The sequence below is a fragment of the Psychrobacter sp. UBA2514 genome (assembly GCF_002341255.1).
GTDB lineage: Bacteria > Pseudomonadota > Gammaproteobacteria > Pseudomonadales > Moraxellaceae > Psychrobacter > Psychrobacter pacificensis.
This window is the reverse complement of record NZ_DDNS01000002.1, coordinates 14139-21338: the sequence shown is the minus strand read 5'-3', so window position 1 is coordinate 21338 and position 7200 is coordinate 14139. Positions and strand designations below refer to the sequence as shown.

Annotated in this window: 5 protein-coding genes and 1 tRNA gene (1 of these 6 cut by a window edge); 5 read left to right on the top strand and 1 reads right to left on the bottom strand. The window is 45.1% G+C overall.

Translation table 11 applies throughout. The features are described 5' to 3' along the window. Nucleotides 1–277 precede the first annotated feature (277 nt). The 5 genes from B3V51_RS00125 (at nucleotide 278) to B3V51_RS00105 (ending at nucleotide 6974) form a co-directional block, all read left to right on the top strand. Complete coding sequence (locus tag B3V51_RS00125) at nucleotides 278–1906, top strand: long-chain fatty acid--CoA ligase (RefSeq protein ID WP_286707746.1); 1629 nt, start codon at nucleotides 278–280, stop codon at nucleotides 1904–1906. A gap of 376 nt (nucleotides 1907–2282) precedes the next feature. Then, nucleotides 2283–3653 (top strand): PLP-dependent aminotransferase family protein, encoded by a 1371-nt coding sequence (locus B3V51_RS00120; RefSeq protein ID WP_286707745.1) that lies wholly within the window; start codon nucleotides 2283–2285, stop codon nucleotides 3651–3653. Between the two features lie 365 nt (nucleotides 3654–4018). Next, complete coding sequence (locus tag B3V51_RS00115) at nucleotides 4019–5308, top strand: CitMHS family transporter (RefSeq protein WP_286707744.1); 1290 nt, start codon at nucleotides 4019–4021, stop codon at nucleotides 5306–5308. 22 nt (nucleotides 5309–5330) lie between these two features. Further along, nucleotides 5331–6674, top strand: a complete 1344-nt coding sequence (locus B3V51_RS00110) for an acyclic terpene utilization AtuA family protein (RefSeq protein ID WP_286707743.1) — start codon at nucleotides 5331–5333, stop codon at nucleotides 6672–6674. Beyond that, the gene (locus B3V51_RS00105) at nucleotides 6675–6974 is read left to right on the top strand and encodes an AtuA-related protein (protein ID WP_071003550.1); all 300 of its coding nucleotides are present in this window, start codon (nucleotides 6675–6677) and stop codon (nucleotides 6972–6974) included. Between the two features lie 204 nt (nucleotides 6975–7178). Here the strand turns inward: B3V51_RS00105 and B3V51_RS00100 are convergent. Then, nucleotides 7179–7200: transfer RNA gene (locus B3V51_RS00100), tRNA-Cys, on the bottom strand (it continues 204 nt past the right edge of the window).

Sequence of the window (7200 nt, the reverse complement as noted above, 5' to 3'; positions counted from 1 at the left end):
GAATGTTCAACACGCCCTAATGAGTTTAGAGCAATTCAACGATTTTTTATTGATGATTAATGTAGTTAGCTGTTTGGTAAATTAGTAGGATAAGGAAAATAGAGTATTAGCAGCAATCTATAAATAATGAACAGCCGTTTATTTTAATGGAGGGCGATCATAATATTATCTTGTCTTGGCACACAATTCTGATTATTCTTAATTGTGGTTTATTTTTAGTATTAGAGGATACATGAATAAAAATAAGCGAACTTTTAACAACGACAGGGAGTGTACTATGTTAGGAAAAATGATGTATCAGCCATTGCTGATCAGTGGTCTAATCGAACACGCTGCCCGCTATCATGGCGATACGGCAGTTTTGTCCAAAGAAGTCGATGGACAAATGACTCATACTAATTGGCTTACGATTTCGAATAATTCAAAGCGACTAGCTAATGCGTTGGCTAAACTGGGACTTAAATCATCAGAGCGCTTAGCCACATTGGCTTGGAACAATCGCCGTCACTTAGAAGCTTGGTATGCGATTTCAGGCAGTGGCATGGTTTGCCACACTATCAATCCACGTCTATTTCCTGAGCAGCTTAGTTACATTATCAATGATGCTGATGACCGCGTGCTATTTTTTGATGTCACATTCCTACCGCTTATCATGGCGATTAAAGAAGATATTAAAGGGATTGAGTACTTTATCTGCTTGAGCGCTCGAGAGGACAGTGTCGTCGCAAAACTGCCTGAGGTATTATTCTTTGATGAGTTATTAGCAGAGCATAATGCTGACTTTGATTGGCCTCAGTTTGATGAAGCCACTGCCAGCTCGCTTTGCTATACCTCAGGAACGACAGGCAATCCTAAAGGGATTTTATATACGCACCGCTCTTCTGTGCTTCATGCGATGGCACTCTGTATGCCGGACGTATCGGGTTTATCTGCGCAAGACGTCCTACTCCCTGTAGTACCGATGTTCCATGTCAACGCGTGGGGAACCCCTTATGCGGCTGCATTAACTGGCTGCTCTCTGATGCTCCCAGGTCCCAATCTGGATGGTGATAGCCTAGTATCTCTCATTGATGATTATAAGGTGACGGTTGCGTTAGGCGTTCCGACGATTTGGCAAAGCCTATTGACCGCTGCTAAAGCCAGAGGCAGTAAGCTTGATAGTATGACGCGGACCATTGTCGGTGGCGCCGCTTGTCCACCATCAGTGATTAAAACGTTTAGAGAAGATTTTAATTGTGATGCGGTACATGGCTGGGGTATGACGGAGACCAGTCCGCTTGGAACGATGAATCAAATAAAAGCTAAGCATAAATCACTGAGTAAAGATGAGATTGACGAGCTACGTAACTCTCAAGGACGTCCACCGTATGGTGTTCAGTTACGTCTCATAGACACTGATGAGCCACTTAAGCCAGTCAAAGAGGATGGAGTGTCTCAGGGTCGCTTGCAGATCAAAGGTCACTGGATTATCAACGATTATTATACAGAGAATCCTGATGCCATTACAGAAGATGGCTGGTTTGACACGGGTGATATTGCAACTATTGATGCTGATGGTTATATGAATATTCGTGACCGATCAAAAGATTTAATTAAGTCTGGTGGAGAATGGATCTCCTCAGTAGAGCTTGAAAATATCGCTGCCGGCCATCCACAGATAAAAATGGCAGCTGCTATCGCCGCAAAACATAAAAAATGGGGAGAACGTCCGGTACTGATTGTGGTAAAAGAAGAGAATGCAGAACTCGATGAGTCACAAGTGCTAAGTTTTTATGAAGATAAAATTGCTAGCTGGCAGATACCTGACAAAGTTATTTTTGTAGAGAACATTTTACTAAACGGTGCCGGAAAAATGGTGAAAAAAGACTTGCGTGATGAGTATGGTGATGCGCTATTAGAGGCGTAGCTTTCTGCTTTTAAGACACCATTCATGATATCCCTGATTGGTGTTAAAAAATCTTAGCCATCAGATACTATGATGGTAATCACGATCAAAAGGTTGTTTATGCTCATAGCGTAGACAACCTTTTTTAGTGTGTTTTTTCTGAGTTACCAAAATAAGCCTTATCGCGCGATGCTCAGTGACTTGGCGACTTGAGATGAAGAGATACCTTTTTCGGTCTATTCTCTCTTTAATAATATCAATTTTGATATCCAGATTATAAACTATAGGTCTTTCAGTTATGATATTTTCCTCACATGCTACTACTCTATTTTAGAAATAGTATTTGCGAAAGCGAGTACGTACTGAGCGTGGTGGTTGCTCAACATGGAGTGTGACAGTGAAAAAGTTCGAAGAAATTTGTCTCATTGTGATTGACGATATCAAGTCTGGACGAAAAAAAGTAGGAGACAAAATACCCTCCATTCGAGCGATGGCCGAAAAACATAAGGTGTCCAAAAACACCGTAATCACGGCTTATAACAAGTTGCTTGAGCAGCACTGGATCAAAGCGCTGCCCAAATCGGGTTTTTATGTGGGAGAGGATTTGTCCAATACACCCATGCTAAACGCGACCCCGTTTTATACAGGTATTGACTTGTTGGAGCAACAAATGGTCAACCAGTCGCATCATAAGCCTGGGGCGGGCCGCTATCCCAAAGAGTACATGGATAAGCTCAACCTTGAGCGCTATTTGGGGCAGGCTAGTGACCGTTTTGGGAGTGAAAGCGCTGAGGTAGCACATTTTGATCGTGGTAATGGCGATCCTGCTGGCAATGTATTACTGCGAGGGCTGTTGGTCGACATCCTAAGCAAGCGCGCTATGACGGTTGAATCGCAAAATGTTCTATTGACCTATGGCACCAATCACAGTTTGGACTTGATCATTCGGCACTTTTTGACCAGCGGCGATCCAGTCATCGTTGAGTCTCCCGGATATTATCCGCTATTTAGTAAGCTTGAATTACATCAAGTCGCTATTAATACCATTAAGCGAACCAAATTGGGCATAGACGCTAATCATTTAGAAGCCCTTATTATTAAATCTCAGCCCAAGATTTTATTTTTGCAGCCTTTTGCACAAAACCCGATGGGTACAGATTTGACGTCTCAGAACATGGCAGAGATTCAGGCATTATGTACTCAATATAATGTGATTATTGTGGAAAACGACCCGTTTTTATTGGCAAGAGACGACGCTGCCAGTTACTTTTTTAATCAAACCTGTCCTGTGATTTATGTCAGTAGTTTTTCAAAAACCGTCTCTGCGTCGATCAGATGTGGTTTTGTCGTCGCCTCCAAATCGGTGATCAAATCACTCACACGGCTTAAGATGATTACGGTGATCAACACCTCATCCATCATGGAAAATATCCTCAACCATCTGATCACCAGTGGCGCTTTGACCAATCATTTGCAAGCGCTCAAGCATCTGTCTGCAGAGAAGTCAGCCACTGCCATCACTCAGCTAAACAAAATCGACGGCCTGACGCTGTATCCGCACAATCCCAGTGGTAATTTTTTGTGGTTTCGTATTCCGATGGACGATAAAAAGGCAGTAGAAGACGCTAAAAATAATAATATTTTCATCGCGCCTGGTAGTCTGTTTTTTCCCTCCGATCCGACGTATTTTGCCTTAAGAGTCAATAAATTCTATATAGACAAAACCACGGTTAAGTTTATTAAAACTGCTATTTTTAATCATCATTAACGCTTATGTTGATGTCTTATTTCAAAGCATACTTTTTGCTTTTGACAGTGTGGGAGATATTTTTTGTTTAATAACATGATACAAAACCTGCCAGTATTTCTTAAAAATGCATCGATAATGACCGATATTTTTGTCATTTTGTTTGATGAATCGCACCGCCCATTTTCCTAGTAACTGCCTGCCATAGCACAGAAATGTGTGCCCAAAACGGGTACAGTTTCCTGTCAAAACGTTCATCTGTACCCTTGGAAGCCTCCTGCACCCGTGATATTTCTAATAAAGCTGATGCCAGTGAGTCACCGATGGAGAGGTGAGCTGGTCGTGATATCACATGGAAGAGATTAACGTTCACAAGGAGAAGGAATGTGTTGGCATTACTTGGGTTTTTGACGATTTTCGTATTTTTGGCGCTCATACTGACCAAAAGGGTGTCCGTCATTGTGGCATTGATTCTTGTGCCTGTCGTTTTTGCTTTAATCGGCGGCTTTGGCGCAGAGCTTGGCGGCTTTATGCTAGACGGCATCGTGGGTGTGGCACCAACGGGTATCATGCTGGGGTTTGCCATTTTATTTTTTGGCGTGATGAACAACGCTGGTTTGTTTGATCCGCTTATCTCGCGGGTATTAACACTGGTCAAAGGCGATCCTGTCAAAATCTGTATCGGCACCGTGGTGATCGCCATGGTGGCGCATTTGGATGGCTCGGGCGCCTCGACGTTTTTAATCACCATTCCAGCCCTACTACCGCTATATGACAAACTGGGTATGAAGCGAATCATACTGGCGGGTTTGGTGGCGCTTGGTGCAGGTACGATGAACATGACGCCTTGGGGCGGCCCAACTGCACGTGCGGCGGCGGCTTTAGAGGTGAGTACCGCGCAGTTATTTAATCCGCTTATTCCTGCGTTTGTGGCAGGTGTAGTTTGGATTGTATTTGTGGCCTACCTTGTGGGTAAAAAAGAGCGCAAACGCTTGGGCGTTCAAGATATGGAGCACAGCCTGCATGATGAGCTGACGGAAGAAGCGCGCGATATGCGTCGCCCCAAGCTATTTTGGTTCAATTTGATATTAACCATAGTTACTATTGTGGCGTTGGTGCAAGTTTGGCTACCGCTGCCGATCGTCTTTATGCTGGCATTCGCCATTGCTGTGCTTATCAATTATCCCAAGCCTAATGACCAAATGGATCAGATCAAGTCGCAATCGGTTGGCATGATTACCGTGGTGTCCATCATTTTTGCGGCAGGTATCTTTACGGGTATTTTATCAGGGACAGAAATGATTTCTGCGATGGCGACGGCGCTGGTGCAGATCATTCCAGACGCGGTGGGTGGTTCGATGGGCGTCATCGTTGCCGTCTTGAGCATGCCTTTAAGCCTCGTCTTTACGCCTGATGCCTATTATTTTGGGGTGATGCCGATTTTGGCACAGACCGCGAGTGCATACGGGCTAGATCCTGTCCAAATTGGTCAAGCGTCTATGCTGGGACAAATGACCACAGGATTCCCGCTCAGTCCGCTGACCGCATCGACGTTCTTGTTGATTGGCCTTGCGGGTGTGGAGCTGAGCGATCATCAAAAGTTTGTCTTTAAATGGGCGTTTGGTACCACGCTGGTCATGGCCATTGTGGCGGTAGTCACGGGCGTGATCATTTAAATAAAATAATCAGGAGTAAGGGATGAAAACCATCAAAATTGGGTCTGGCGCAGGTTATGCTGATGACAGATTGACGCCTGCGCTTGATGTTATGACCTACGGCGACGTGGACTATATCGTGTTTGAATGCTTGGCTGAGCGTACCATTGCCATTGCCCAGCAGCGCAAAATGCAGCAGCCAAACGAGGGTTATGACCGTTTACTTAAGTATCGTATGGCGCAAGTACTGCCGCTGTGTGTCGAAAAAAAGGTCAAAGTCATCAGCAATATGGGGGCTGCCAACCCCAAAGCTGCTGCCGAAACAATCAAACAGATCGCCGAGCAGCAAGGGCTTCATGGGTTAAAAATCGCCGCTATCACGGGCGATGATGTGTTTACAGACATTGTGCGTTATCAGAATGAGACGCTGCTGGAAAACAACCGATCTATCAAAGATTTGGGCGACTCTATCGTCTCTGCCAATGCCTATATTGGTGCCAAAGGTATCGTGCAAGCATTGAGCGCTGGCGCAGATATCGTCATCACGGGCCGCGCCGCCGATCCGTCGCTCTTTTTGGCGCCGATGGTGTATGAGTTTGGCTGGTCTTTTGACGATACCGATTTGATGGGCAAAGGCACAATTGCCGGTCATTTGATGGAATGCGGCGCTCAGATTACAGGTGGTTATTTTGCAGATCCTGATTATAAGGAGGTACCTGAGCTTTGGAATGTTGGCTTTCCTATCTTGGCGGTGACAGAGGACGGAGAGTATACCGTGACCAAGCTACCCAATGCTGGCGGGTTGGTCTCTGAGGCGACGGTAAAAGAGCAGTTGCTGTACGAAATTCATGATCCTGCCCGCTATCTTACCCCAGATGTGATTGCTGACTTTTCTAACGTGTCTGTGAAAGCCATTGATAACGATGTGGTTCAAGTGTCTGGCGGATCAGGCAGGCCCAAAACAGGTTTGCTTAAAACCAGCATCGGCTATAAAGACGGCTATATCGCAGAAGCGGAGATCAGCTACGGCGGTTCAGGAGCAGTAAAAAGGGCTATGCTTGCCAAGCGGGTCATTGAAAACAGACTGGCCGCTGAGCATATTAAACCGATTGAGATACGCTATGACTTTATCGGTCTCAATTCGTTATACAGCAATGAGCTTGCCAGCACGGCGGAGGCGGCGGAGGTGCGACTACGAGTGGCGGCGCGTACTGCGGATAAAACCATGGCACAAGCCATCACCCGAGAGGTTGAATCGCTATACACCAATGGCCCTGCAGGAGGCGGTGGTATTCGCTCACACATTCAGGCCATCGTGTCTATCGGCTCCATCTTGATTTCAGAAACCGATACGGACATTACCGTCTCATATTGGGAGGTTAAATAAATGAAACTACGTGAAATTGCGCATTCTCGCACTGGTGACAAAGGCAATATCTCCAATATTTCTCTGATCGCGTTTGAGGAGACTGATTACGAATTGCTCAAAGATAAAGTAACCGCAGCCGTGGTCAAAGACTGGTTCCAAGATATTGTAGCAGGAGAGGTGATTCGTTATGAGTTGCCAAACTTAAAAGCTTTTAACTTTGTTTTGTATGGGGCATTAGGCGGCGGGGTGACCAAGTCACTGGCGCAAGATATGCATGGCAAGAGCTTAAGTTCAAAGCTGCTGGACTTGGACATATAGATAAGAGTTGCGAATCATAGATACAACAAAGCCCCTGATATCAGGGGCTTNNTTGTGTCTACCAATTTCACCACCCGGGCAAAACTTGTGTTATCTAACATGTAAACTAGCTGATAGACTGTCTAGTTACTAGATAAGTGGTCGCTATTATAATCAGTTGAGATAATAATGCAAGCCAAAATTAACGTAAAGTTAATAAATAATTGGAGGCTGGAGTCGGAATCGA